Source organism: Streptomyces sp. NBC_01197, from assembly GCF_036010505.1.
Classification (GTDB): domain Bacteria; phylum Actinomycetota; class Actinomycetes; order Streptomycetales; family Streptomycetaceae; genus Streptomyces.
Genome location: NZ_CP108569.1, coordinates 6,438,082 through 6,462,293 on the forward strand (window position 1 = coordinate 6,438,082; position 24,212 = coordinate 6,462,293).

Consider the following 24,212-nt stretch of genomic DNA (forward strand, 5'->3'; position numbering starts at 1 on the left):
TCGTTGTATGTGTCGAATGCGCGCCTTCTGAGGGTCCCTGCCCGCGCCCCGAAGCGGGACCGAGAGCCGGGCCGCCCGCCTCCGCACCATCGCGGACACGGCAGCCGCCCGGTCACGCGCACGAAAGCCTTCCGGTCACCACCGTTACGGCCGTGCCGCGCTTCCAGATGAATGCCCCGTGCCGGCGGACTCCGCGCCGCGCACTCGACAGTGACGGAAAATCTGTGATCACCACTACCGGCCTGACGAAGGTCTATGCCTCGCGCGGCCGTGAGGTCACCGCCCTGGACGGCGTCGATCTGCACGTCCGCGAGGGCGAGGTATTCGGCGTCATCGGCCAGAGCGGCGCCGGAAAGTCCTCGCTCATCCGCTGCGTCAACCTCCTCGAACGCCCCACATCCGGCACCGTGACCGTCGACGGCACCGACCTCACCGCGCTCGCCGGCCGCGGCAGCCGCGCCGGCCGGGAACTGCGGGCGGCCCGCAGCCGGATCGGCATGGTCTTCCAGCACTTCAACCTGCTGTCCTCGCGAACCGTGCAGACCAACGTCGAACTGCCGCTGGAGATCCTCGGGGTCACCGGCCGCGAGCGCGCCCGCAAGGCGCTCGAACTGCTCGACCTCGTCGGCCTCGCCGACCGCGCGAAGTCCTACCCGGCGCAGCTCTCCGGCGGCCAGAAGCAGCGCGTCGGCATCGCCCGCGCACTGGCCGGCGACCCCAAGGTGCTGCTCTCCGACGAGGCGACCTCCGCACTCGACCCCGAGACCACCCGGTCGATCCTGCAGCTGCTGCGCGACCTCAACCGGCAGCTCGGTCTCACCGTGCTGCTCATCACGCACGAGATGGACGTCGTCAAGACCGTCTGCGACTCGGCCGCGCTGATGAAGAGCGGCCGGGTCGTCGAGTCGGGAACCGTCAGCGAACTCCTGGCGACGCCCGGCTCCGAACTCGCACGCGAGCTGTTTCCGGTGGGCGGCCCGCTGCCGGGCACCGACCGTACGGTCATCGACGTCACCTTCCACGGGGAGAGCGCGGGCCGCCCCGTGATCTCCCAGCTCTCCCGTACGTACAACATCGATATATCGATCCTGGGCGCAGCGATGGACACCGTCGGCGGCAACCAGATCGGCCGGATGCGGATCGAACTGCCAGGCCCCTTCGAGGAGAACGTCGTGCCGATCGGATTCCTCCGCGAACAGGGCCTCCAGATCGAAGTGGCAGGCGCCGAGCACCCCGCACTGGTCAAGGAGGACGCCAAGTGAACTGGTCCGAGATGCAGCCGCTGCTCTCCCAGGGCACCAGCGACACCCTCTACATGGTCCTGTGGGCCACCCTCGTGACGGTCCTCGTCGGACTGCCGCTCGGGGTGCTCCTCGTCCTCACCGACAAGGGCGGGCTGCTCCAGAACCGACCGGTGAACAAGGTCGTCGGCGTGATCGTGAACATCGGACGCTCGCTTCCTTTCATCATCCTGCTGATCGCGCTGATCCCCTTCACCACCTTCGTCGTCGGCACGTTCATCGGCCCCACCGCGATGATCGTCCCGCTGGCGATCGGCGCCATCCCCTTCTTCGCCCGGCTCGTCGAAACGGCCGTACGCGAGGTCGACCACGGCCTGGTCGAGGCGGTCCAGTCGATGGGCGGCAGTGTCCCGACCATCGTCAGGAAGGTGTTGCTGCCGCAGGCGCTGCCGTCCCTGGTCTCGGCGGTCACCACCACCGTCATCGTGCTCATCGGGTACTCGGCGATGGCCGGCGCGGTCGGCGGCGAGGGGCTCGGGTCCAAGGCGATCACCTACGGATACCAGCGCTTCGAGAACAGCTTCATGATCGCGACCGTGATCGTGCTGGTGGTGATCGTCACCGTGATCCAGCTGATCGGCGACGGAGCCGTACGCCTGCTGGCACGCCGGGGGCGCACCTCCGCATAGACCTTCTCCTCCGCTCACAGCCCGCACTCCTTGTCCGGGCGACATCCCGCACCACTGGAAAGAGGCACTTTTCGTGCGTAACTCCCGCAAGATATCCGCGTCCGCAGCCGCCGTCGCCGCTCTGGCCATCGGCCTCACCGCCTGCGGCACCTCGTCCGACCCGTCGAGCAAGCCCGAGGGAGCGAAGGCCGACACGAGCAAGCCGCTCGTCGTCGCCGCCTCGCCCGTCCCGCACGCCGACATCCTCAACTTCGTCAAGACCCACCTGGCGGCCAAGGCCGGGCTCAAGCTCCAGGTCAAGGAGTTCACGGACTACGTCCTGCCCAACACGGCAACCCAGACCGGCCAGGTCGATGCCAACTTCTTCCAGCACAAGCCGTATCTCGACGACTTCAACAAGAAGAACCACACCGACCTGGTCCCCGTCGTCAGCGTGCACCTGGAGCCGCTGGGCCTGTACTCGAAGAAGGACAAGGACCTCAAGTCCGTCAAGTCCGGGCAGACCGTGGCCGTCCCCAACGACACCACCAACGAGGGCCGTGCGCTCAAGCTGCTCGCGGACAACGGGCTGATCACCCTCAAGAGCGGTGTGGGCAGCGGGGCGACCCTCGCCGACATCAAGGACAGCAAGGGCCTGAAGTTCAAGGAGCTGGAGGCCGCCACGCTGCCCCGCGCCCTGGACAGCGTCGACGCCGCCGTCATCAACGGCAACTACGCGATCGACGCCAAGCTCAAGCCCGCCAAGGACGCGCTCGTCCTGGAGAAGGCGGCCGGCAACCCGTACGCCAACCTCCTCGTCGTCAAGAAGGGGAGCGAGAAGGACCCGCGCGTCGAGAAGCTGGCGAAGCTCCTCAACTCCCCGCAGGTGAAGAAGTTCATCGACGACAAGTACCAGGGCGCGGTCATCCCGGCATTCGGGGCCGTCAAGCCCTGACGCTCCTACGGTTCCTGCCGGCGGGAGGCCCCGCGTACCCTCACGTGGTATGCGGGGCCTCCCGCCGCCACCCGGCCATGCGGCGCCCGGTCCCCATGCTGCATGCTGTGGCTTTACGTCGGTCCCTGGCCATGGAGCAGCGCATGACGACCACCTTCCCGGACATCTCCATCAGCACGGACCGGCTGGTGCTGCGCCCCTTCGAGGAGGCGGACATCCCGCCGCTGGCCGACATGATGAACGACGAGGCGGTCACGGCCTGGACCACGGCGCCCCACCCCTACCAGCACATCGACGGTGAGCGCTGGGTGCGCAGGATCGCCCCCGCTGAGCGCACCGCCGGGCGCGGGATCGTCCTCGCCGTCACGGAGTTCCTCACCCACCGGCTGGTCGGCACCGTCCATCTGCGCGCCACCAACTGGCGCACGAGGGCCACCGAGGTCCGCTACATCACGGCCCCCTGGGCGCGCGGCGAGGGGTACGCCACCGAGTCGGTGCTCGCCGTCGCGCAGTGGCTCTTCCGCGATCAGCGGTTCGAGCGCATCGAGCTGCGCACCCCGGCGGACAACACCGCGGCGCAGCAGGTCGCCCAGAAGATCGGCTGCATCAGCGAGGGTGTGCTGCGCAACGCCTGGATAGCGCGCACCCGCACCGAGAACGGCACGGACGGCGGCTGGACCGACATCCGCACGGACCTCATCGTGTGGAGCCTGCTCCCCGAGGACCTGGAGGGGGTCGCCGACCAGCTGGCCGACGCCAACGGGTACGGCGCCTTCAACGACTGGAACTGACCCGCTCGTCCGCCACCGGCCGCAGCGGGTAACCTCGCGGTGCTCGCTGTTCCGCTCCGCAGCCCGGTTCATCCCTTGCCCCACCGGCACATTTCCGGGCAGGACTGCTGCCCGGGCACCGGCAGAAGTCTGAACCCGCCGCGCGACAACACCAGGAGACTGACGACGATGGCCGACCGGATCACGGTGATCGGCTGGGACGGCTCGCCCCTGACCGCAGCCGCCAGGTCCGCTCTCTCCGCGGCCACGCTGGTGGCCGGAGCCGCCCACCACCTCGCACTCCCCGAAGTGCCGCCCGGCGCGGAGCGGATCAGGCTCGGCAGCGTGAGCCTGGCCGCCCGCCGGATCGCCGGACACCGCGGCACTGCCGTGGTGCTCGCCGACGGCGACCCCGGCTTCCACGGAGTCGTCCGCACCCTGCGCGCCCCGGAGTACGGCCTTGAGGTCGAGGTCGTCCCCGCCGTCTCGTCCGTCGCCTCGGCCTTCGCCCGCGCCGGGATGCCGTGGGACGACGCCGAGGTCGTCGTCGCACACCCGCGTACACTGCGGCGCGCGGTCAACGTCTGCCGGGCGCACCCCAAGGTCGCCGTCCTCACCTCGCCCGGCGCGGGGCCCGCAGAACTCGCGCTGCTCCTCGAAGGGGTCCACCGCACCTTCGTCATCTGCGAGGAACTGGGCACCACGCGCGAGCAGGTCACCGTCCTCACCTCCGACAAGGCGGCCGACCACACCTGGCGCGACCCCAACGTCGTCATCGTCATCGGCGGCGGCCCCGCGGACGCCCCTGCGGTCCGCGGCTGGGCGCTGCCGGCCGCCGAGTACGGCGAAGGGCTCAGCGAGGGTGAGCACGCCGGACTGCGCGCCGCCCAGCTGGCCAGGCTCGGCCCGCGCACCGGCGACCTGGTCTGGGACATCGGCTCGGGCAGCGGGGCGCTGGCCGTCGAGGCGGCCCGGTTCGGCGCCGCCGTCATCGCGGTCGACGCCGACCGCGAGAACTGTGTCCGTACGGACGCGGCCGCACACCGCTTCGGCGTCCAGCTCCAGGTCATCCACGGGCAGGCACCCCAGGTACTGGAGCGGCTGCCGCAGCCCGACGTGGTCCGGATCGGCGGCGGGGGAGTGGCAGTTGTCACCGGATGCGCCGACCGCAGACCCGGACGCATCGTCACCCACGCGTCCACCCGCGACGAGGCCGAGGCACTCGGGGCGGCTCTGGCGGAGGGCGGCTACCTGGTGGAGTGCGCCCTGCTGCAATCCGTCGACCTGGACACCCGCTCCTGGGCGGAGCGCGAGCGCTCGGTCGTCTTCCTGGTGTCGGGCCGCCGTCCGGACAGTGGCCCCTGACCCTGCTCCGGGACGGCGCGGGGTAGGCTGGCCGACTGTTGTACCGCAGCTGGAGGTTCGGCGCTTCGTTCGCCAATGTCCGGAAAAAGGAACCGTTTTGGGTCCGGTGTGGTACGGCGGCACCGGGGACGCGCAACGTGGCGCAGCCCACAGCGGACCGTGGCGGGAATCCCTGCGCGGCGTCGAACGGCCGTGACAATACTGAGTGTCCGCAGGCCTTTCGCACCGCACGGCGTGCCCGCTCGTTCTCTCAGTACGGGCGACCCGGTAAAGGGCTGAAGGAGCACTATGGATGGGCAAGGGGTACGCATGACCGACACCGGCCAGATCCCGGCCGAGGGACAGCCGGGGAACGCAGGCATGGTGGAGCAGCAGGGCGTCCCCACCCCCGGTGCCTACGCCTTCCCCGACTCCCCGGAGAGCCCCGCCGAGGACGACGATCTGCTGCTGATGCCCGGCGCGCAGGGCGCGTGGAGTGAGCCCCACCAGCCGCAGGGGCAGCCGCAGTTCCAGGCTCAGTTCCAGCCGCAGGCCGCCGCAGCTCAGCTGCCCGAACCGGGTGCGCACGAGACGGGTGGACGCGACTCGGGCTCCGTGGACGTGGGCGCCGTACGCGCCCAGGCCGAGCCGCAGCCGACCCCGCCGCCGCGCAGGCCTTTGCACATGGGTCCGCCCGTGCCCGACGCCACCGGTGGTGTGGTGCGCTCGCTGGCCGACCGCGGCCCGACCACGGCCCCGCCGCAGCCCGCTCCGGTTTCCGACGGCGGTCCGCAGACGCTCGGGCCCGAGTATCTGGACTTCCCGCGCGACGAGGCCGAGGTGCTGCCCGGACCGCAGTTGGGGGAGATCCCGCCGCAGGCCGCTCCGTGGACGCCGCGCCCCGAGCCGGTGGCGCAGGACCCGGCCGTCGCCGTGCAGCCCGGACCGCCCGCGCAGACACCCCAGCCCGAGCCGCAGTCCCATGAATTCCCCGCGGCCCCGGCCGACACAGCGGAAACGGCCGCTCCCGAGCCGCTCGCCGCACAGGCCCAGGCCGCTCCCGCGCCGGTGCTGCCGGAGGCCCCGGCCGAGCCCGCCGCCGCGCAGGACTCGATGGGCCGCTTCGTCCCGGTCGAGGGTTCACTGCCGTCCGCGCCGCATCTGGCCCCGACCCCGGTCGCCGTCCCGACGGCACCGGAGACCGCCGGGCCGGAGCAGCCGGTGGCCGAAGCGGCACCGGACGCCGGAGAGGCAGCCGGACCCCAGCCGGAAGCGGCCCCGGCCGAGTCGGCCGTACCGGTTCCGGAGACGGAATTCCCGGCAGCGGCCGAACCGGTGGTGGAGCAGGTGGCCGGTCAGGCCGCTGGGCAGGCGCCCGGCCCGGTGGCGGAGCCCGTACCGGTGGCGGAGTCGGCGCCGGAAGCCGTGGCCGTGCCCGCCCCGGAGCCCGTACCGCAGGCCTGGCCTGAGCCGGTCGCCGCCGCTGCGGAGGCGGAGGCGGCAGCAGCCGGTACCGACGTCGTGGAGCCGGGGAGCGCGGTGGCGCCCGTACCAGCCGCCGAAGCCGTACCCATAGAGGCCGGGGAGCAGCTTCCCCGCACCCCGGCCGTGGCCCCGGTGCCCGCCCCCCGCAACAGCGCAGCCGCTGAGCAGCAGTTGCCCGCACCCGAGCCGCAGACGGACCCCGCGGGGCAGGCCGAACCGCAGACCCCGGCCGGACCGGACGTACTGGCCGAGGCGCAAACCCCCGCCGTTGCACCGGCCGGTGCCGTCTCCGACGAGCCGCTCGCCCACTCCGCGACCGCGGTCGCTCCGGCCGCAGCAGAGCCCGCGGAGGCAGCAGCCCTCGCGGAGGCCGCGGCACTCGCCGTCGAGCCCCAGGCGGCAGTCGGAACGGAAGCCGCCGCCGAAGCCGCAACCGCCCCCGACGCAGCCCCCGAAGCCGCCGGGCCGACCGCACCGGTTCCGGCCGCCGAGCCCGTACTGCCCCCCGAAGCCCAGCCGTTCCCCGCCGACGCGCAGCCCGAAGCGGCGCCCGTCGCCGAACGGCCCGCCGGGGCGCAGCCCGTAGCCGCAGCGGCGCCCGTCCAGGAGCACCCCGCCGCCGGACAACCCGTCGACGCACACCCAGACGCGGCCACCGGCTCGGAACAGCCCGACGCCGAGCAGCAGCCCACCGAGGACGCCGAGGCCCCCGGCACCGCCGAGGCCGAGCAGCAGCCGGCCGAGGCCCAGCCCGTCACGGCCGCCGCCCCCGGTTACGACGACGCCGAGCGCGAAGCCGTCCTGCGGGTCATGCGGGAGCGCCGCGACATCCGCAACGGCTTCCGCAGCGACCCCATCCCGCACGAGGTTCTGCTACGGGTGCTCGAAGCCGCGCACACCGCGCCGAGCGTCGGCCACTCGCAGCCCTGGGACTTCGTCGTCATCCGCTCGGCCGAGACCCGCCGTTCGATGCACGAACTGGCCCAGCGCCAGCGCGAGGCGTACGCCAAGTCCCTCCCCAAGGGCCGCGCCAAGCAGTTCAAGGAACTGAAGATCGAGGCCATCCTCGACACTCCGGTGAACATCGTCGTCACCGCCGACCCGACCCGGGGCGGCCGCCACACCCTCGGTCGGCACACCCAGCCGCAGATGGCGCCGTACTCCTCCGCACTCGCCGTCGAGAACCTCTGGCTCGCCGCCCGCGCCGAGGGCCTCGGCGTCGGCTGGGTCAGCTTCTTCGACGAGCGCGAGATGGTCCGCGCCCTCGGCCTGCCCGAACACCTCGAAGTCGTGGCCTACCTCTGCGTGGGCTACGTCGACGAGTTCCCCGAGGAGCCCGAGCTGATGCAGGCGGGCTGGTCCAAGCGCCGCCCGCTCTCCTGGGTCGTCCACGAGGAGACGTACGGCCGCCGCGCGCTGCCCGGTGAGGATCCGCACGACCTGCTCCAGGACACCATCACCAACATCCGGCCGCTGGACGCCAAGGCGCTCGGTGAGGCGTGGGACCGCCAGAAGCGGATGACCAAGCCCGCCGGCGCCCTGGGGATGCTGGAGATCATCTCCGCACAGCTCAGCGGTCTCTCCCGGATGTGCCCGCCGCCGATCCCCGAACCCGCGGCGGTCGCGATCTTCGCCGGGGACCATGGGGTGTACGCCCAGGGCGTCACCGCATGGCCGCAGGAAGTGACCTGCCAGATGGTGGCCAACTTCCTCGGCGGCGGCGCGGTCTGCAACGCCTTCGCCAACCAGGTCGGCGCCGAGGTCTGCGTCGTGGACGTCGGGGTGGCCGGCGAACTCCCGGCCACACCGGGCCTGCTGCCGCGCAAGGTCCGCGCCGGGACCGCCGACTTCACCACGGGCCCCGCGCTCACCCGCGAGGAAGTGCTCTCCGCCATCGAGGTCGGCATCGAGACGGCCCGCGATCTGGTCGCAGCGGGCAACAAGGTGCTGCTCACCGGTGAGATGGGCATCGCCAACACCACCGTCTCCGCCGCACTGATCTGCATCTACACCGGCCAGGACCCCAGCGAGGTCACCGGTCGCGGCACCGGCATCAACGACGAGATGCACGCCCGCAAGGTCGATGTCGTCCGGCGCGGCCTTGAACTCCACCAGCCCGACCCGGCCGACCCGATCGGCGTCCTCGCGGCGGTAGGCGGCCTCGAACACGCCGCGCTGGCCGGATTCCTGCTCGGCGGCGCCTCGCTGCGTACGCCGGTGATCCTGGACGGCGTGAGCGCCGGAGCCGCCGCACTGGTCGCCCGCGCCATCGCGCCCGAGGCACTGGCCGCCTGCATCGCGGGCCACCGCAGCGCGGAGCCCGGCCATGTCGCCGCGCTCAACAAGCTGGGCCTGCGCCCGCTGGTCGATCTCGATCTCCGCCTCGGCGAGGGGACCGGGGCGCTGCTGGCGCTGCCGGTCGTCCAGAGCGCGGCCAGGGCGATGCACGAAGTGGCCACCTTCGACTCCGCGGGTGTCACCGAGAAGTAGCCGCAGTGAACGGGTTGAGGGGCCGGGATCGCTGATCCCGGCCCCTCAACCCCGTCAGGACCACCCAGGACCGTACAGTGTCCCGGGGAGCCGACCCCTCTCCCACCAGCCGCTTCACCGTCGCAGCGGTACGCAGCCCCACTCCCCGCGCGAGGAGCCAGCCACGCCATGGCCGAGAACGCCGATCACCCCGCCTACCCCGTAGGCCTCCGTCTCTCCGGCCGGCGTGTCGTCGTCATCGGCGGCGGGCAGGTCGCACAGCGCCGCCTCCCCTCGCTCATCGCGGCCGGCGGCGACATCCTGCTCATCTCGCCGTTCGCCACCCCTTCCGTCGAGGCGATGGTGTCGGCGGGCGAAATCACCTGGGAGCGGCGCCCCTACGCGGACGGTGACCTGGCCGGGGCCTGGTACGTACTGATCGCGACCGGTGACACGGCCGCCAACGAGGTGGCGTCCGCCGAGGCCGAGCGCCACCGGATCTGGTGCGTACGCAGCGACGACGCCGCGGCCGCCACCGCCTGGACGCCCGCCACCGGCCGCAGCGAGGGCGTGACCGTCGCCGTCCTCACCGGCCACGACCCGCGCCGGTCGGCCGCAGTCCGCGACGCCATCGTGGAGGGCCTGCGGGACGGCACACTCGCCGCCCCGCGCAACCGCGACCGCGACCGCGCCCCGGGCGTCGCCCTGGTCGGCGGCGGCCCCGGCGACCCCGACCTGATCACGGTGCGCGGACGACGACTCCTCGCCGATGCCGACGTCGTCATCGCCGACCGGCTGGGCCCGCGCGACCTGCTCGACGAACTGCCGCCGCACGTCGAGGTCATCGACGCCGCGAAGATCCCGTACGGCCGGTTCATGGCGCAGGAAGCCATCAACAACGCGCTCATCGAGCACGCCAGGGCGGGTAAGGCCGTCGTACGGCTCAAGGGCGGTGACCCGTTCGTCTTCGGCCGGGGCATGGAGGAGGCCGAGGCACTCGCCGCCGCGGGCATCGCGTGCACGGTGGTGCCCGGCATCTCCAGCTCCATCAGTGTCCCGGGAGCGGCCGGGATCCCGGTCACCCACCGCGGTGTCGCCCATGAGTTCACCGTCGTCAGCGGCCATGTCGCCCCTGACGACGAGCGGTCCCTGGTCGACTGGGCCGCCCTGGCCACGCTGCGCGGCACCCTCGTCGTGCTGATGGGGGTCGACAAGATCGGCGCCATCGCCGAGGCCCTGATCGCCCATGGAAAGAGCCCGGACACCCCCGTGGCGCTCGTCCAGGAAGGAACCACGGCCGCCCAGCGCCGGGTTGACGCCACGCTAGCGACGGTGGGGGAGAAGGCCAGGTCCGAGGGTGTACGGCCGCCCGCTGTCATCGTCATCGGCCCCGTCGTCCGGGTCGGACCTGCGAACGACAGGTCCTGACCGTTTCCGTGCCCAGCCGTTGGCACCTCATCCAGGAGAAGGCAGTATCACCCTGTGGCTGATCTCATCACCGTCGATGACCCCGACGACCCGCGTCTGCGTGACTACACGGGCCTGACCGATGTCGAGCTCCGGCGCAAGCGCGAACCCGCCGAGGGCCTCTTCATCGCCGAGGGTGAGAAGGTCATCCGCCGGGCCAGGCTCGCCGGGTACGAGATGCGGTCGATGCTCCTGTCGGCCAAGTGGGTCGACGTCATGCGCGACGTCATCGACGAGGTCCCGGCCCCGGTGTACGCCGTCAGCCCCGAGCTCGCCGAACAGGTGACCGGCTACCACGTGCACCGGGGCGCCCTCGCCTCCATGCAGCGCAAGCCGCTCCCGAGCTCCGACGAACTGCTCAGCAGGACCCGCAAGATCGTTGTCATGGAGTCGGTCAACGACCACACCAACATCGGCGCGATCTTCCGCAGCGCCGCGGCGCTCGGCATGGACGCGGTGCTGCTCTCGCCGGACTGCGCCGACCCGCTCTACCGGCGCTCCGTCAAGGTCTCCATGGGCGCGGTGTTCGCCGTGCCGTATGCCCGACTCGAATCCTGGCCCAAGGGCCTTGAGACAGTACGGGAAGCGGGTTTCGAGCTGCTCGCCCTCACCCCCGACGCGAAGGCGTCGGACATCAACGACGCCGCCCCGCACCGTGTCGACCGGGTCGCGTTGATGCTGGGCGCGGAGGGCGAGGGGCTCTCGACGCAGGCGCTCGTCGCCGCCGACGAGTGGGTACGGATCCCGATGGCGCACGGCGTGGACTCGCTGAACGTGGGAGCGGCGGCCGCGGTCGCCTTCTACGCGGTGGCGACGGGCCGTCCGCAGAGCTGACGTAAGCCGGAGCCCGGCCTCGTACGGCCTGGGCGGACCACCGTGCCCCGGCTCAGAACTGCTGCGCCGCCGCGATCCCGAGCAGGACGATCAGCGTCACCACGACGAAGACGATCAGACGCTGCCGCATCATCCGCGGGCTCGGTCCGGTCCTGCGGCCGGCCGTGGTCGGACGTCCGTTGCCCTGCCTGGCCCCGGGCCGGCCGTTCGTACGGCCCCCCGAGCGTGTGCTGTTGCGCGGTGCCCCCGGCCGGGGGCCGCTGTGCGGAGCCGACGGGCGTGACGCCTGCGGCCTGGGCGCCTGCGGCCTGGGTGTCTGTGCACCCTCGGCGCGGCGCGGCGGGGCGTGCTGCTCGGTCTGGGGTGCGGCGAGCCGCCCCGTCGGCCGGTCCGCCTCCTGCTCGCGGCGCTGCGCGGGGGTACGCCCCTCGGAGAGCCCCTGAGCCTCCCGGGCGGCGATCTCCTTGAGCCGCATGGACAGTTGGAGGGTGGAGGGGCGGTCCTCGGGGTCCTTGGCGAGGCAGGCCCGCACCAGTGGCGCCAGGGCGTCGTGCACGTCGTACAGATGCGGCTCCTCGTGCACCACCCGGTAGAGCATCACCTCGGAACTGCCGTGTCCGAAAGGTGAGTCGGCCGTCGCGGCGTACGCGAGCGTGGCGCCCAGGGCGAAGACATCCGTCGCCGGGGTGACCGCGGCACCACGCACCTGCTCGGGCGCGAGGAAGCCCGGTGACCCGACCGCCGTACCGACATGGGTGAGGGTGCTCGCCCCGGTCGCCCACGCGATACCGAAGTCGATGATCCGGGGGCCCTTCGGCGAGAGAAGGATGTTCGACGGCTTCAGGTCGCGGTGGACGACACCCGCCTCGTGGACCGCCACCAGACCCTCGGAGAGCGCCGCCCCGATGGAGGCCACCTCGGCCGCCGACAGCGGTCCCTCATCGGCCACCTTGTCGTGCAGGGAGGGGCCGGGAACGTACTGCGTCGCGAACCACGGACGGTCCGCCTCCAGATCGGCGGCGACCAGCCGGGCCGTGCACCCGCCCCTGATCCGCCGTGCGGCCGACACCTCACGGGCGAACCGCGACCGGAACTCCTGGTCCTCGGCCAGATCCGGCCGGATCACCTTGAGCGCCACCCGCTGCCCGCGCCGGTCGGAGCCGAGGTAGACGACCCCCATGCCGCCCGCACCCAGCCGCCGGTGGAGCCTGAACGAGCCGACGACACGCGGATCCTCGCGCCGGAGCCGCATCATCGTCATGTCCATCCCCGCTGCCCGGTCCGTCTGACGAGGCACAGCTTACGTACCCGCGGGCCGGTGTGCTCATAGGCCGCGCCCTCTCGCTCGTACCGATTGCCCGGCCCGGCCGGCCGTGATGAAGCCCGGTCAGCTCGGGGCGTATCCGGCCGCCTTGGCGCGGGCCACATCTCAAAGGCCCCTCACATACCGGGGATTGGGCTCTTCCGGCTGGCCGGCCGGTACGGGGCACGGGTACGGCGGACACCGCCCGTACCCATGCCGCGGCGCCCGCCGGGGGCGGCCCGAGGGTGGTGCCAGAGGACCGCGGAGGGGCCCGGGACGTGAGTGAAGTCACCGGCCGCGGGCAGTCCGGAGCCGCTGGCGGCGCGCCCGCTCCGGTTCGCCGGGCGGGGCGGCCAGGCGGCTGCCTTCCGCGGGTGGGTCCGGACGGCCTCTCCCCTCGGGGAAGACCCGCAGGCGTACTCCCGGGTTCTCCACCCAGGGGAGTAGACCGGTGTACGGAGGCTCATCCTCCTGGAGGCCCGGTATTCGGTACGCGGGCATGACGACCTGGACCCTTTCCGCCCCTAGATTTGAGGTCAAGCGGCGGGTGCAGCACTCGTCCCCCGAGGTCAGTACTCGCCGCTTGCCGAACCGACAGGAGAGGGACGGGGACCATGGCCGACACCGCAGCGCGGACGGTGCTCCGCACGCAGGGACGCAGGGCGCACACCGTGCTCGGCGTCCGCAGCTCCGGTACCCGCCACCCGCTGGTGGCGACCGCCATGGTCCTTCCCCTCGCCGCACTGCTGATGTTCGTCTTCGGAGGCTGGCAGGCAGTGGTCACACAGGCGTCGTCCGTGGGCGTGATGCTGGGGCGCTGAGCGGCGCCCCGAGGGTCCGGGAGAGCGGTCCGGGGCCAGGGACATCCGGCCAACAACCCCGTGGGGACGGGGGTGCGGCGGACGGCAGCGTTTGTCCGGTCAGCTGGGGAGCTGGCCGGACATCGCGCTGTCCGGGGTCTTACCGGTCCCGTCACGCCGCGGAGCGCCGCGTAGGCTCCCGGCGCACACCGAACCACCGACGGGGGAGACCGTGACCCCAACCGCCCGGATACGCGCGCTCGGCGCCGCCGCCGAACGCGCCGCCCACCCCCGCGCCGACGGACACCCGCCGCACGCACCCTGCCCCGACTGCGGCCGCGAGGCCACCGTCCTCACCGACCGCCCCGACGGCGCCGTCGTACGGCACGGCGCCGCCGTGGCCAAGGCGCACGCCCCGGACACGGATCCGGCCGCCCTCGCGGTACGGGTGGCTGTCGCCGCACACCCGCTTCTGGCCGGCATCCTGCTGCCGCCGCTCACCGGCCCGGCGACGGACACGGCCGGAGCCGTCACCTTGTGGCCCCGCGGCACCCCCGTCGACCCCGGTGCCCCCGACGCGGCGCCCTGGGAGGAGGCCGCCGCCCTGCTCGCCCGGCTGCACTCGGTGCCGCCCGCGGCCCTGCCCGGTCCGCTGCCCCCGATGCGGGGCCCGGCCAAGGCGGCCCGCGCCCTGGCCCGGATGCGGGAGGCAGGCCCGGGGCCCGCGGCCGAGGCCGTACTGAGTGCCTGGCACGGTCTGCCCGGCTGGGCCCGTGACGAGGCGCCCGCACCCCGCGACTCGTTCCTCTGCCACGGCGATCTGCACCTCGGACAGCTCGTCCGGCACCCCGCGGACGGCGGCCCGTGGCAGCTCATCGACGTGGACGACCTCGGTCGGGGCGACCCCGCCTGGGACCTGGCACGCCCCGCGGCCTGGTACGCGGCCGGGCTGCTGGCGCCCGGCGCGTGGGCGCGGTTTCTCGCCGCGTACCGGGCGGCGGGCGGCTCCGCCGTGTGCCGGGAGGGCGACCCCTGGCCCGAACTGGACGTACCCGCACGGGCGCTGACCGTTCAGACCGCCGCTCTCGCTCTGGCCAAGTCGACGGCGGCGAACAGACCGCTGGACGAGGCCGAGCGGATGATGCTCGATTCGTGCGCCCGAATCGCCGGTGTCCCGGCGGAGTTGGCGCCGGGAGCGGCACCGTAGGCTGAGCCGTCCTGATCCAACGGCGAGGAGTTGAACCGGTGCAGTGTCCCAAGTGCCATGCCCCGATGCACACGTACAACCGCAATGGCGTCCAGATCGAGCAGTGCAGCGGGTGCCGTGGGATATTCCTCGACTACGGGGAGCTTGAATCGCTGACCCGTCTTGAATCCCAGTGGGGGCAGCAGCCGCCGCCACAGGCCTATCCGGCCCCGCCGCAGGCGCCGGTCTGGGGCGCCCCGCAGCAGCACGGCGGCCACTACGGCGGCGACCGCCACGACGGCCGTCACGGCCACCACAACAGGGGCTTCGGGCACATGCTCTTCTCCTCCTGACCGGGGGGCTGGAGGCGGCCCGACAGAAGAACCCCCGGCCGTGGAGACGGCCGGGGGTTCCTGTTCCGGTGCGCGATACTGGGATTGAACCAGTGACCTCTTCCGTGTCAGGGAAGCGCTCTCCCGCTGAGCTAATCGCGCGGGACATTCCGAATGGTGCTCGTACCGCGAACAATCACGGGAACGTTCTGACGTTACTGCGTGCGCGATACTGGGATTGAACCAGTGACCTCTTCCGTGTCAGGGAAGCGCTCTCCCGCTGAGCTAATCGCGCGGGACGGAAACCCGGCCGAAGCAAGGATCCAGTGGACGATACTGGGATTGAACCAGTGACCTCTTCCGTGTCAGGGAAGCGCTCTCCCGCTGAGCTAATCGTCCTTGGAGGTGGAGACGGGATTTGAACCCGTGTAGACGGCTTTGCAGGCCGTTGCCTCGCCTCTCGGCCACTCCACCAGGAGTACGGGGGTTCGGGAAGATCCCCCGGTCCTGCGAGCGGACGACCAGGTTCGAACTGGCGACCTCAACCTTGGCAAGGTTGCGCTCTACCAACTGAGCTACGTCCGCTTGTCATTCCCGCGGCGCTTGCGCGCCCCGGCGACATGTTGAACTCTAGCGGATTCCCGGTCCAGCACAAAAACGCGTTTCCGCAGCGTGCTGCGGTGCGTTCGCGCCGGAGCGGCTTTCCGGCGGCCCGTCCTAGACTCGCCGGTGTGCACCGCCTTCCTCCGCTTGCCCGCTTCGGCGGCCGCGTCGCCTGTGACCTGCGCGATGTCACCAGCGACCCCGCCGCCCTGGACTCCACCGGCTTCTGGGCGGTGGTCGCGGATTTCGAGGGCGGGCTGGTCTGCGCCCGCTTCGGGGACGTACGTACGGAGCCGGTGCCCGCGGCCGTGCCCGGGCGGTGGCAGGGGCCCGCGATCGGTGACTGGACGTCCTCGCTCGACCACGACGCGTACACGGCGGGGGTCCGTCACATCCGTGCGCAGATCGCCGCGGGCGAGGTGTACCAGGCCAATCTCTGCCGGGTGCTCACCGCGCCGCTGCCCCGTCCGGACACCGCCGACATCGACGCCCTGACCGCTCTGCTCGCCCGGGGCAATCCCGCGCCGTACGCCGGGACGGTCAGGCTGCCCGCGCACGGGGTGGAGATCGCGACCGCGTCCCCCGAGCTGTATCTGCGCCGCTCGGGACGGACCGTCGAGTCGGGCCCGATCAAGGGGACCGGGCGGACCGCCGCCGACCTCCTGGAGAAGGACCACGCGGAGAACGTGATGATCGTGGACCTGGTACGCAACGATCTCGGCCAGGTCTGCGCCACCGGCTCGGTCGGAGTGCCGCGCCTCTGCGCGGTCGAGCGGCATCCCGGTCTCGTCCATCTCGTCTCCACGGTCCGCGGGGAACTGGCCGAAGGGACCGGCTGGAGCCGCCTGCTGGCGGGCACCTTCCCGCCGGGCTCGGTGACCGGGGCGCCAAAGTCGAGTGCGCTGCGGATCATCGAGGCGCTGGAGAGCGCGCCGCGCGGACCGTACTGCGGAGGCATCGGCTGGGTCGACGCCGACCGCGGCACGGCCGAGCTGGCGGTCGGCATCCGGACGTTCTGGATCGACCGCAGCGGCGGGCCCGCCCCCGTGCTGCGCTTCGGCACCGGCGCCGGAATCACCTGGGGCTCGGACCCGGAAGGCGAGTGGGACGAGACAGAACTCAAGGCCGGCCGGCTGCTCGCGATAGCGTCCGGGACGAACGAGACGATCGGAAGGACCACTCCATGAAGATCTGGGTCAACGGCGGGCTGCGGGACGCGGACACCGCGCTGGTCTCCGTCCTCGACCACGGGCTGACCGTGGGCGACGGCATCTTCGAAACGGTGAAGGCGACCGGGGGCCGCACGTTCGCGCTCACCCGGCACCTGGACCGGCTGACCCGCTCCGCCCGCGGACTCGGCCTGCCCGATCCCGATCAGGACGAGGTGCGCCGCGCCTGTACGGCCGTGCTCGACGCCAACCCGATGCCCCTGGGCCGGCTGCGGATCACGTACACCGGAGGGCTCTCGCCGCTCGGTTCCGACCGCGGCGACGCGGGCCCGACCCTGGTCGTCGCACTCGGCGGGACCAAGCGCCGCCCCGACACCACCGCCGCGGTCACCGTCCCCTGGACACGCAACGAACGCAGTGCGGTGGCCGGGCTGAAGACCACCTCGTACGCGGAGAACGTCGTCGCGCTCGCGCGGGCCCATGAACAGGGCGCCACCGAGGCGCTGTTCGCCAACACCACGGGCGCGCTGTGCGAGGGGACCGGCTCCAATGTCTTCGTCGTGGTCGACGGCGAACTGCACACGCCGCCGCTCACCTCCGGCTGTCTGGCAGGCATCACGCGTGCGCTGGCCGTCGAGTGGACCGGAGCCCGGGAGAGCGAGCTGCCGCTGGACGTCCTGGAGCGGGCCGACGAGATCTTCCTGACCTCGACGCTCCGTGATGTGCAGGCCGTCCACCGGATCGACGGACGCCAACTGGCCGACGCGCCGGGCCCGGTGACCTCGAAGGCCATGCGGATCTGGGACGAGCGCACGGCGGAGCGGCTGGATCCCTGAGCCGTACGTCGGGCCGTACATCCGCGAACTGTGATGACGTGGGGCCGCAGGGCGGGTACAACTCCCCTGATGACCACCACTCTGCGGCCGACCGGGCCGCTTCAGCAGGGCGCCGAAGGCGCCAGGGCACGCTCCTACGAGGTCTGCGTGAACAGCCGCCCGGTGGGCGCCGTCGACCTGCGTACGGACCCCGCGTTCGGGCCCGCAGGCGGCGTGATCGACGGGCTGCGGATCGACGAGCCCGACCGGGGGCGCGGCCGGGGCGCCGTGGCCGCCCTCGCCGCCGAGGAGGTGCTGCGCGGCTGGGGGTGCGACCGGGTGCGGATCGGCGTACCTGCCGACGCCACGGCCGCGCTGCGGCTGGCCGACGCGCTCGGCTACACCCTGCTCAACAGCCACCTGCTGAAGGAACTGCCCCAGCAGCCGCCGGAACTGCCCGCCGGGGTGGAGGGCCGCCGGATGCGCGAGGACGAGTTCCCGGCTTGGCTGACCAGGGCCGTCGACGGCTACGCCCGGTCCTGGACCGACCGGGGAATGCCGGAGGCCCGGGCACGCGCCAAGTCCGAGGCCGAACACCGGGAGAACCTTCCAGACGGCCTGGCGACCGCCGGCGTCGCCATCGATGTGCTGGTCGAGGGCGGCCGGGTGGTCGGGTACGTCTGGATCGCCGAGACCGAACTGGACCCCGGCCGCCGCGGCGCCTTCGTCTTCGACGTCGAGGTCGCCGAGGAGCACCGCGGGCGGGGCCACGGCCGTTCGCTGATGCTGCTCGCCGAGCGCGAGGCGCTGGCGGCCGGGACGCGGCTGATCAAGCTGAACGTGTTCGCGGCGAACACTCCGGCGGTCCGGCTCTACGCGTCACTCGGCTACCGGGAGTCCGTTCGCTTCTCCACCAAGCCGCTGCTCTGACCTTCGACCCTTCCCGCGAGGGGAGGAGGCTCCGCGATGGCCGCACTTCCGGCGGAAGACGGATCAGGCTCCGGCGGCGAGCAGCCGGTCGGCGATCTCCTCGATCCGCTCGCGCAGACCTTTCTGGCTATTGCCGCCGTCCAGCCGTTCGCCGCCGATGACATAGGTCGGGGTGCCGGTGACGCCGATCGCCTTGCCCTCGGCATGGTCGGCGTCGACGGTCAGCATGTGCCGGCCGTCGATCAGCACCGTGTCGAACTCATCGGTGTCCAGGCCGAGTTCACCGGCCGCCTCCAGCAGGACCGGCTCGCCCCGGGAGGCCAGCTCCCCGGTGCGGGCGAGCACGGCCTCCGTGTACGGCCAGCCCTGCCCCTGCTCGAACGCCTCCTCCGCCGCCTGGGCCGCCGCGTAGGCGTGCCGGTGCTTCTCCAGCGGAAAGTGGCGCAGCCGCAGGTCGAGACGGTCGCCGTAGCGGGCCCGCAGCGCGCGTACGTCGTCCAGGGCGCTGTGGCAGTCGGGGCACTGGAGCTCGCACCAGACGTCCAGGACGACGCGGCGGGAGGGGGAGGAGTCACTCATGGCGCCAGTCTCCCAGCCGTACGCGGTACGGCCCAACCGGGACCTGAGGAGGATCCGCCCCCGAGATGTCCCTGAAGTCGGACCGGGACGTGGCCCGCGCGCCCCACTCCGGTGCAGGATGGAGGGAAGCGAACCCATGGCTGGAGGAGACCGGATGATTGCCGAGACCGTCTGTTCCGCGGTGTCCGCGGCGGGGCTGGGCATCGCCGCGATCACTGCGTACCGCAAGCGATTTCTGTCGGCGACCCGCATTTTGGCGTACTCGCTGGTCCCGGTGGGACTGGTGCTGACGGGGGTCGTCGGCTGGGTGGCCGACATCGTGTTCAAGCCGTCGGTCTGGCTCGGCTTCGCGATGCTCGCGGTCGCCTGGCTGCTGTTCATGACCACCAGGGCTGTCGAGCGCCGCTCCGGCGGCACCCGCAAGGAACGCAGGGCGGCCGCCAGGGCGGCCGAGGCGGACGCGGTCGCTCCCGCGGCCCCGGCGCCCTCGCTGCCGGGCCGTGCCGGAGCGCAGCAGCGGGCCGCCGCGCGGCCCGCGCCGCAGGCCGAGGAGACCGCGCCCAAGGCCCCCGCACCCAAGACCGCCGCACCCACCGAGGACTTCTCCGACATCGAGGAGATCCTCAAGAAGCACGGCATCTGACCGCAGGACCACGGCACCTGACCAGGCCGGGTACGGGACGGGCCCGCCGGTCCCGCCCGGATGGGGCGCGACCGTACGATGAGGGCACTCCGCGCGGGCAGCCGGAGATCACCCGGGGCCGGCCCGGGCACAGCCAGTTACAGCAGGTGGGACAGACGTGGCAGGCATCAAGGACGTGGCCGGACGTGCGGGCGTCTCGGTCGGCACCGTGTCCAACGTCATCAACCGGCCGGCCTCCGTCTCGCCGGAGACCCGCGCCCGGGTGCAGGCGGCCATCGCTGAACTCGGCTATGTACGGAGCGAGTCGGCCAGACAGCTGAGGGCCGGCAGCAGCCGGATCGTGGCGCTGCTCGTGCTCGACATGGGCAACCCCTTCTTCGTGGACATCGCCCGCGGGGCCGAACGGGCCGCCCGCAGTGCCGGGCTCGGAGTCATGGTCTGCAACAGCGACCAGAGCGCGGCGGAGGAAGCCGCCTACCTCTCGCTCTTCGCCGAGCAGCGGGTGCTGGGCGTGCTGGTCACCCCGGCCGACCCCACCGGGAAGAGCCTGGAGGACTTCGGCCGGCACGGTATCCCCTCCGTCCTGGTCGACCGGGTGGCGTCCGGCGCTGCCTCCTGCGCGGTTTCGGTCGACGATGTCCAGGGCGGCGCCCTGGCCGTGGGCCATCTCGTCGCCGCGGGGCACCGGTCGATCGCGTTCGTCACCGGGCCGCCGGAACTGCGCCAGATCCAGGACCGCAGGAAGGGCGCGCTGGCCGCGCTCCAGGAGGCAGGACTGCCGCCCGAGGCCCTCGTGGAGATCTCCACGGGCCGGCTCGACGTGGCGGCGGGCCGGGACGCCGGCGCCCGTCTGGTCGGTCTTGTGCCACGGCCGACCGCCGTCTTCTGCGTGAACGACCTGCTGGCGCTCGGCGTGCTCCAGTCGCTGTACGCCGCGGGCGTCAAGGTGCCGCAGGACATGGCCATCGTCGGCTACGACGACATCGAGTTCGCGGCGGCGGCCGCCGTACCGCTGACCTCGGTACGTCAGCCGGCGGTGCTGATGGGGCGGATGGCGGCCGAACTCCTCCTGGAGGAGGCCGGGTACGCGGGCGACGCAGAGCATCTGCACCGCGGTGTCATGCTCCAGCCCGAGCTCGTCGTCCGGGCGTCCAGCATTCCGCCGCACTGACGTCCGGCCGGCGCACGGACAGCCGGACGGGCTGTCACGGGATCCAGCGGACCGGCCACCGCCATATGCGTGTTGACCGGCGAAAACGGCTCCACTGCGTCATCATCGGCCCGAGATGCCGGATACCTGCCGGGACGATGTCGCCGTCCCCACCCCTGCCCCCGAGCCGCGTGGCTGCCTCTTCGCGCTCTCCCAGCCGCCCCTGATGATCTTCCTCGGGGTGATCTGCTGTCTGCTGCTCATGGCGGCCGTGCACGACCTGTTCCTGCTGTGAGGGCCGACGTCAGCCCGCGGCCGCCTTCCGTCTGGCGCGGTAGGCGGCGACATGCAGGCGGTTGCCGCAGGTGCGGCTGTCGCAGTACCGGCGGGAGCGGTTGCGCGAGAGATCGACGAAGGCGTGTCCGCAGTCCGGTGCCTCGCAGCGGCGCAGCCGCTCCTGCTCGCCCGCGACGACGATGAAGGCGAGCGCCATCCCGCCGTCGGCCGCCAGGTGGTCGGCGACCGAGGCGCCGGGGGCGAAGTAGTGCACATGCCAGTCGTAACCGTCGTGGTCGGTGAGCTGCGGAGTCGTGCCCGCGGACGCGACGAGCCGGTTGACGAGCGCCGCCGCTGCGCGGGACCCCGGGGCGGCGAACACCTCGGCGAACTGCCGGCGTACCCCGATCACGGCCTGCCGGTCGTCCTCGCCGAGCTTCCCCACGCCGCTCACGTCGTAGTCGCGCACGAAGGCGTACAGCCCCTCGATGTCGGCGAGCGGGTCGGCGTCCGAACCCTCCGGCGTGGTGTTCACCAGACCGACCACCACGTTGAGGGCGATCCGGGTGTCGTGGGGGATCAGCACGATGCACTCCCTGGCCTGCGACGGGCCGGCGCCCGCCGATGCTCGCCGACTCTAGCCGCTCCCCTCCCGGACGCACCGGGGCGCCGTCCCCGCGGTGGATTCCGCGGGGACGGCGCCCGGCTTCTGGCGTATGTCGTTGTCTGCGCGGTGCCGTCGCCCCGAGTCGGACGGCGCCGGGCCTCTCGCGGCCTGGCTCAGCTTTCGGCCAGAATGTGCGAGAGCTCGGTGTCGAGGTCGAAGTGACGGTGTTCCGTACCGGGTGGCACGGCGGCGTCGGTCCGCTTGAGGAACGACTCCAGAGCCCTCGCAGGGGCTTCGAGCAGCGCTTCTCCTTCCGGGGAGCTCAGGGCGATACAGACCACGCCCTGGCCGTGACTGCGCGACGGCCAGACTCGGACGTCGCCGGTGCCGGTGGGCCTGTGCAGACCCTCTGCGAGGAGATCGCGGGCGAAAACCCACTCCACGGTCTCCTCGGCTCCGGTGTGGAAGGTGGCATGCACGGCATACGGATCGGCCGTGTCATACCGCAGGCCCGCGGGTACAGGCAGTGATGACTCGCTCGACACAACGAGGCGCAGGTGCAGCTCGCAGCTGACCGTGGTGTTCATAAGCGCCAGGGCCTTTCGCTCAGTGTGCGCTCGGGGATTCGCACGTCGGCGAAATCGACATGCCACCTACGGTGCCGTTGTAAACCCCTCTGACCGATTTGTGGCTCTTAAGGTCGCCTGTACGGCGGAGTATGAGTTTGTACGGTTACGGCAAACGGGTGACGCTCCGCGTGACGGCTCCCGGGCCGGCCGGTCCAGTAGGTTGGAGTGCATGAATACGGAGAGTGACGGACGGAGTGGAGGTGCCGCGGTGGCATCCCCGGGCGGCGGGACGGGCGTGAGCGGCGCGGACGCGTCCTCGGGGCGCGTACCCGGGTCCCGGGCCCCGGCCTTCGTCAGGAAGTCCAGGGCGCTGCGTCTGAGCTGGCAGGCGGGCGTCTTCCTCGCGGGCCTCACCGTGGTGGCCGCGGGCGTCGTCATGCTGCCGCTGCCGGGGCCCGGCTGGCTGGTGATCTTCGGTGGCATGGCGGTCTGGGCGACCGAGTTCGTCTGGGCGCAGCTGGTGCTCCGCTGGACCAGGCGGAAGGTGGCCGAAGCGGCGCGCAAGGCACTCGACCCCCGGGCCCGGCGCCGGAATCTGATCCTGTTCACGGCCGGGCTGGTGATCGTGGCCGTGCTGCTCGCGATCTACGTCGGGCGGTTCGGGCTCGTGATGCCGTGGAAGATCCACGAGTGATCCAAGATCCACGAGTGGCTCCGGGGTGGTCCGGAACGGCCCGGGCCATGCGGTAATGTTTTCCCTGCGCCCGGGCGATTAGCTCAGTGGGAGAGCGCTTCGTTCACACCGAAGAGGTCACTGGTTCGAACCCAGTATCGCCCACCGTCCGGTTCCGATGGCCCGGAGGCTTTCCAGCCTCCGGGCCATCGGCGTTCCACAGTGACGGCCGGTTCCGCCCCCGCCGTAAGAGTTTGAACCAGGACCGGCGGGCCCTGTATGGTTCAGTCCGTTCCCGGGCGATTAGCTCAGTGGGAGAGCGCTTCGTTCACACCGAAGAGGTCACTGGTTCGAACCCAGTATCGCCCACCGGGTCAGGCCGGTCCGCCACCGCGGACCGGCCTTTCTGTTTGCCGCACATGCCGTATGCCGGTTCTTTTCCGTGCCGACGGTCAGGCCACCACGGACAGTTCGGTCCGCAGCGGCCACGACGGATCCACGGCCTCCGGTGTGCCCTGCCGGGCGAACCAGGCCTGCAGTCCGCGCGCCTGCGCCGCGTGCCAGGTCGTCTGCAGCGTGTGCAGCTCACCGGGTGTCAGCCGCTCCAGCCGCCCCGCGAACCGGCGCCCTATCGCCCGTACGAGCTCCAGTGAGGCCAGTGCGTCCGCGGCCGCGTCATGGGCGCCGTCCAGTCGTACCTCGTACTGCTCGCAGAGATCCGTCAGCGTGCGGTGGCCCTTGCGGTAGCGGTCCAGGTGTTTGTCCAGGACGCGCGGGTCCAGCACCCGCAGCGGCGACTCCCCGAGGTACCGGCCGAGCGACGAGGCGCGGTGGCGTCTCAACTCCCGGTCGAGCAGGGTCAGATCGAAGGGTGCGTTCATGACCACCAGTGGACGGCCCGCCGCACACTGCTCGGCCAGCGCCCTGGCTATCTCCGCCACCACGGGCGACGGCCAGCGGCCGTTGCGCTGCAGATGGAGATCGGTCAGACCATGGATCTCGGTGGCGCCCGCGGGCACCGGGATGCCCGGATTCACCAGCCAGCGGGTGGTGCGCGGCCGCCCTCCCGCGGTGTCCTGCACGACCAGTGCGGCGGACACGATGCGGTCGTCCTCGACGTCCACGCCCGTCGTCTCGGTGTCAAAAGCTGCCAGGGGTCCTTCGAACCAGCACGGCATGTCCCAACTCCTCGCACTCACTTGGCAGATGGCGTGCGACATCCGCCCGATTCGGTGATACCCGGCTGTTTGCGACATACGCCGACCGGAGACAACACAGGTGACGGGCGCGGACATTGACGGCTCGTCGCCGGAAATGGACCGGCCCGGTATCGGCACAGTCCGG

At 72.0% G+C, this 24,212-nt stretch carries 23 protein-coding genes and 7 tRNA genes; 20 read left to right on the forward strand and 10 right to left on the reverse strand.

The genetic code is table 11. The features are described 5' to 3' along the window. Window positions 1-224 precede the first annotated feature (224 nt). The 8 genes from OG452_RS29605 (at window position 225) to OG452_RS29640 (ending at window position 11,233) form a co-directional block, all read left to right on the forward strand. Window positions 225-1,262, forward strand: coding sequence for a methionine ABC transporter ATP-binding protein (locus tag OG452_RS29605; RefSeq protein WP_327298616.1), 1,038 nt, complete (start codon window positions 225-227; stop codon window positions 1,260-1,262). Further along, the gene (locus tag OG452_RS29610) at window positions 1,259-1,930 is read left to right on the forward strand and encodes a methionine ABC transporter permease (protein ID WP_327298617.1); all 672 of its coding nucleotides are present in this window, start codon (window positions 1,259-1,261) and stop codon (window positions 1,928-1,930) included. The genes OG452_RS29605 and OG452_RS29610 overlap by 4 nt, the downstream gene beginning before the upstream one ends. A gap of 73 nt (window positions 1,931-2,003) precedes the next feature. Next, a complete protein-coding gene (locus OG452_RS29615; RefSeq protein WP_327298618.1) occupies window positions 2,004-2,864 on the forward strand; it encodes a MetQ/NlpA family ABC transporter substrate-binding protein in 861 nt (286 codons plus the stop codon). A gap of 143 nt (window positions 2,865-3,007) precedes the next feature. Continuing rightward, window positions 3,008-3,655, forward strand: coding sequence for a GNAT family N-acetyltransferase (locus tag OG452_RS29620; RefSeq protein WP_327298619.1), 648 nt, complete (start codon window positions 3,008-3,010; stop codon window positions 3,653-3,655). A gap of 168 nt (window positions 3,656-3,823) precedes the next feature. After that, window positions 3,824-4,999 (forward strand): precorrin-6y C5,15-methyltransferase (decarboxylating) subunit CbiE, encoded by a 1,176-nt coding sequence (cbiE, locus tag OG452_RS29625; RefSeq protein ID WP_327298620.1) that lies wholly within the window; start codon window positions 3,824-3,826, stop codon window positions 4,997-4,999. 309 nt (window positions 5,000-5,308) lie between these two features. Then, window positions 5,309-8,953: a nicotinate-nucleotide--dimethylbenzimidazole phosphoribosyltransferase gene (cobT, locus tag OG452_RS29630; protein ID WP_327298621.1), complete on the forward strand. Its 3,645-nt coding sequence runs from the start codon at window positions 5,309-5,311 to the stop codon at window positions 8,951-8,953. A gap of 168 nt (window positions 8,954-9,121) precedes the next feature. Continuing rightward, window positions 9,122-10,360, forward strand: coding sequence for a uroporphyrinogen-III C-methyltransferase (gene cobA / locus OG452_RS29635; RefSeq protein ID WP_327298622.1), 1,239 nt, complete (start codon window positions 9,122-9,124; stop codon window positions 10,358-10,360). A gap of 54 nt (window positions 10,361-10,414) precedes the next feature. Beyond that, the gene (locus OG452_RS29640; protein ID WP_327298623.1) at window positions 10,415-11,233 is read left to right on the forward strand and encodes a TrmH family RNA methyltransferase; all 819 of its coding nucleotides are present in this window, start codon (window positions 10,415-10,417) and stop codon (window positions 11,231-11,233) included. 52 nt (window positions 11,234-11,285) lie between these two features. Here the strand turns inward: OG452_RS29640 and OG452_RS29645 are convergent, their stop codons facing one another. Next, a complete protein-coding gene (locus OG452_RS29645) occupies window positions 11,286-12,494 on the reverse strand; it encodes a serine/threonine-protein kinase (protein ID WP_327299826.1) in 1,209 nt (402 codons plus the stop codon). 656 nt (window positions 12,495-13,150) lie between these two features. Between OG452_RS29645 and OG452_RS29650 the strand changes: the two genes are divergently transcribed. From OG452_RS29650 to OG452_RS29660, 3 genes are all read left to right on the forward strand, one after another. After that, on the forward strand, window positions 13,151-13,357 hold the full coding sequence (locus OG452_RS29650) for a hypothetical protein (RefSeq protein ID WP_327298624.1): 207 nt from the start codon (window positions 13,151-13,153) through the stop codon (window positions 13,355-13,357). A 211-nt stretch (window positions 13,358-13,568) separates the two neighbouring features. Further along, window positions 13,569-14,543: a phosphotransferase family protein gene (locus OG452_RS29655; RefSeq protein ID WP_327298625.1), complete on the forward strand. Its 975-nt coding sequence runs from the start codon at window positions 13,569-13,571 to the stop codon at window positions 14,541-14,543. Window positions 14,544-14,581: 38 nt separating this feature from the next. Continuing rightward, complete coding sequence (locus tag OG452_RS29660) at window positions 14,582-14,875, forward strand: TFIIB-type zinc ribbon-containing protein (RefSeq protein ID WP_327298626.1); 294 nt, start codon at window positions 14,582-14,584, stop codon at window positions 14,873-14,875. Window positions 14,876-14,944: 69 nt separating this feature from the next. Here the strand turns inward: OG452_RS29660 and OG452_RS29665 are convergent. The 5 genes from OG452_RS29665 to OG452_RS29685 form a co-directional block, all read right to left on the reverse strand. Further along, a tRNA-Val gene (locus tag OG452_RS29665) sits at window positions 14,945-15,016 on the reverse strand. A gap of 61 nt (window positions 15,017-15,077) precedes the next feature. Beyond that, a tRNA-Val gene (locus OG452_RS29670) sits at window positions 15,078-15,149 on the reverse strand. Window positions 15,150-15,181: 32 nt separating this feature from the next. Then, window positions 15,182-15,253, reverse strand: a tRNA-Val gene (locus tag OG452_RS29675). 1 nt (window position 15,254) lies between these two features. Then, a tRNA-Cys gene (locus OG452_RS29680) sits at window positions 15,255-15,328 on the reverse strand. 38 nt (window positions 15,329-15,366) lie between these two features. Next, window positions 15,367-15,439: transfer RNA gene (locus OG452_RS29685), tRNA-Gly, on the reverse strand. Window positions 15,440-15,585: 146 nt separating this feature from the next. Between OG452_RS29685 and OG452_RS29690 the strand changes: the two genes are divergently transcribed. From OG452_RS29690 to OG452_RS29700, 3 genes are all read left to right on the forward strand, one after another. Continuing rightward, complete coding sequence (locus OG452_RS29690; protein ID WP_327298627.1) at window positions 15,586-16,644, forward strand: chorismate-binding protein; 1,059 nt, start codon at window positions 15,586-15,588, stop codon at window positions 16,642-16,644. Beyond that, the gene (locus tag OG452_RS29695) at window positions 16,641-17,462 is read left to right on the forward strand and encodes an aminotransferase class IV (RefSeq protein ID WP_327298628.1); all 822 of its coding nucleotides are present in this window, start codon (window positions 16,641-16,643) and stop codon (window positions 17,460-17,462) included. Before OG452_RS29690 ends, OG452_RS29695 begins: the two co-directional genes overlap by 4 nt. A gap of 69 nt (window positions 17,463-17,531) precedes the next feature. Continuing rightward, window positions 17,532-18,371, forward strand: coding sequence for a GNAT family N-acetyltransferase (locus OG452_RS29700; RefSeq protein WP_327298629.1), 840 nt, complete (start codon window positions 17,532-17,534; stop codon window positions 18,369-18,371). A gap of 63 nt (window positions 18,372-18,434) precedes the next feature. Here OG452_RS29700 and OG452_RS29705 read toward each other — a convergent pair whose 3' ends face one another. Beyond that, window positions 18,435-18,950, reverse strand: a complete 516-nt coding sequence (locus OG452_RS29705) for a DsbA family protein (protein WP_327298630.1) — start codon at window positions 18,948-18,950, stop codon at window positions 18,435-18,437. A 154-nt stretch (window positions 18,951-19,104) separates the two neighbouring features. Between OG452_RS29705 and OG452_RS29710 the strand changes: the two genes are divergently transcribed. From OG452_RS29710 to OG452_RS29720, 3 genes are all read left to right on the forward strand, one after another. Then, window positions 19,105-19,593 carry a hypothetical protein gene (locus tag OG452_RS29710; RefSeq protein ID WP_327298631.1) on the forward strand — a complete coding sequence of 163 codons (489 nt, stop codon included), beginning with the start codon at window positions 19,105-19,107 and terminating at the stop codon, window positions 19,591-19,593. Between the two features lie 157 nt (window positions 19,594-19,750). Further along, window positions 19,751-20,764 carry a LacI family DNA-binding transcriptional regulator gene (locus tag OG452_RS29715; protein WP_327298632.1) on the forward strand — a complete coding sequence of 338 codons (1,014 nt, stop codon included), beginning with the start codon at window positions 19,751-19,753 and terminating at the stop codon, window positions 20,762-20,764. A 115-nt stretch (window positions 20,765-20,879) separates the two neighbouring features. After that, the gene (locus OG452_RS29720; RefSeq protein WP_266858889.1) at window positions 20,880-21,038 is read left to right on the forward strand and encodes a hypothetical protein; all 159 of its coding nucleotides are present in this window, start codon (window positions 20,880-20,882) and stop codon (window positions 21,036-21,038) included. A 9-nt stretch (window positions 21,039-21,047) separates the two neighbouring features. On the opposite strand, the gene OG452_RS29725 is transcribed toward OG452_RS29720, so the two are convergent. Next, entirely contained in the window at window positions 21,048-21,605 is a 558-nt protein-coding gene (locus tag OG452_RS29725; protein WP_327298633.1) for a CGNR zinc finger domain-containing protein, read from the reverse strand. A 194-nt stretch (window positions 21,606-21,799) separates the two neighbouring features. Beyond that, window positions 21,800-22,213 (reverse strand): SsgA family sporulation/cell division regulator, encoded by a 414-nt coding sequence (locus OG452_RS29730; RefSeq protein ID WP_003959770.1) that lies wholly within the window; start codon window positions 22,211-22,213, stop codon window positions 21,800-21,802. Between the two features lie 211 nt (window positions 22,214-22,424). Between OG452_RS29730 and OG452_RS29735 the strand changes: the two genes are divergently transcribed. From OG452_RS29735 to OG452_RS29745, 3 genes are all read left to right on the forward strand, one after another. Continuing rightward, window positions 22,425-22,889, forward strand: coding sequence for a TIGR02611 family protein (locus OG452_RS29735; RefSeq protein ID WP_327298634.1), 465 nt, complete (start codon window positions 22,425-22,427; stop codon window positions 22,887-22,889). Between the two features lie 72 nt (window positions 22,890-22,961). Beyond that, window positions 22,962-23,033: transfer RNA gene (locus OG452_RS29740), tRNA-Val, on the forward strand. A 132-nt stretch (window positions 23,034-23,165) separates the two neighbouring features. Then, window positions 23,166-23,237: transfer RNA gene (locus OG452_RS29745), tRNA-Val, on the forward strand. Between the two features lie 83 nt (window positions 23,238-23,320). Here the strand turns inward: OG452_RS29745 and OG452_RS29750 are convergent. Further along, window positions 23,321-24,046: a 3'-5' exonuclease gene (locus OG452_RS29750; protein ID WP_327298635.1), complete on the reverse strand. Its 726-nt coding sequence runs from the start codon at window positions 24,044-24,046 to the stop codon at window positions 23,321-23,323. Between the last annotated feature and the right edge of the window lie 166 nt (window positions 24,047-24,212).

Excerpts from the sequence above, each read along its gene's own strand:
- OG452_RS29620 (WP_327298619.1), top strand. The coding sequence starts at position 3,008 with ATGACGACCACCTTCCCGGACATCTCCATCAGCACGGACCGGCTGGTG.
- cbiE (WP_327298620.1), top strand. The coding sequence starts at position 3,824 with ATGGCCGACCGGATCACGGTGATCGGCTGGGACGGCTCGCCCCTGACC.
- cobT (WP_327298621.1), top strand. The coding sequence starts at position 5,309 with ATGACCGACACCGGCCAGATCCCGGCCGAGGGACAGCCGGGGAACGCA.
- cobA (WP_327298622.1), top strand. The coding sequence starts at position 9,122 with ATGGCCGAGAACGCCGATCACCCCGCCTACCCCGTAGGCCTCCGTCTC.
- OG452_RS29645 (WP_327299826.1), bottom strand. The coding sequence starts at position 12,494 with ATGACGATGATGCGGCTCCGGCGCGAGGATCCGCGTGTCGTCGGCTCG.
- OG452_RS29650 (WP_327298624.1), top strand. The coding sequence starts at position 13,151 with ATGGCCGACACCGCAGCGCGGACGGTGCTCCGCACGCAGGGACGCAGG.
- OG452_RS29695 (WP_327298628.1), top strand. The coding sequence starts at position 16,641 with ATGAAGATCTGGGTCAACGGCGGGCTGCGGGACGCGGACACCGCGCTG.
- OG452_RS29700 (WP_327298629.1), top strand. The coding sequence starts at position 17,532 with ATGACCACCACTCTGCGGCCGACCGGGCCGCTTCAGCAGGGCGCCGAA.
- OG452_RS29705 (WP_327298630.1), bottom strand. The coding sequence starts at position 18,950 with ATGAGTGACTCCTCCCCCTCCCGCCGCGTCGTCCTGGACGTCTGGTGC.
- OG452_RS29710 (WP_327298631.1), top strand. The coding sequence starts at position 19,105 with ATGATTGCCGAGACCGTCTGTTCCGCGGTGTCCGCGGCGGGGCTGGGC.
- OG452_RS29720 (WP_266858889.1), top strand. The coding sequence starts at position 20,880 with ATGCCGGATACCTGCCGGGACGATGTCGCCGTCCCCACCCCTGCCCCC.
- OG452_RS29730 (WP_003959770.1), bottom strand. The coding sequence starts at position 22,213 with ATGAACACCACGGTCAGCTGCGAGCTGCACCTGCGCCTCGTTGTGTCG.
- OG452_RS29735 (WP_327298634.1), top strand. The coding sequence starts at position 22,425 with ATGAATACGGAGAGTGACGGACGGAGTGGAGGTGCCGCGGTGGCATCC.
- OG452_RS29750 (WP_327298635.1), bottom strand. The coding sequence starts at position 24,046 with ATGCCGTGCTGGTTCGAAGGACCCCTGGCAGCTTTTGACACCGAGACG.